The following is a 244-nucleotide window of genomic DNA, read 5'->3' as shown; positions in this document are numbered from 1 at the left end:
CTTTGTGGTGACCGCGCCATAGCGCGCCTTGCCGCCGGCCGTGAAGGTGGCGAGCCGTGGGTGTCTCATGGTGCGGCTCCGCCGATGGTGATGCTGAATATCGGCGAGGTTGGAGCCCTACGGCGCCACGATCGGCGACGCGGTCAAATCCGGCTGGCGCGCGGTGGCACCGGCAAAGCTGCTGCCTTCCTCGAACCAGCTTTTTGGGGCTGGCGCGCCCCACAGTGTCTGTCGTTGCGGGTCC

1 pseudogene is annotated in these 244 nt (G+C 67.6%); it reads right to left on the bottom strand.

Annotation, left to right across the window (positions count from 1 at the left end):
* Positions 1-117 precede the first annotated feature (117 nt).
* Positions 118-244, bottom strand: a pseudogene (locus tag CKW40_RS42675) (3,4-dihydroxyphenylacetate 2,3-dioxygenase); the annotation flags it as partial.

It is taken from the genome of Mesorhizobium carmichaelinearum (assembly GCF_900199455.1).
Lineage (GTDB): Bacteria > Pseudomonadota > Alphaproteobacteria > Rhizobiales > Rhizobiaceae > Mesorhizobium > Mesorhizobium carmichaelinearum.
The sequence above is the reverse complement of the archived record's forward strand: the minus strand, read 5'-3'. Positions and strand labels throughout refer to the sequence as shown.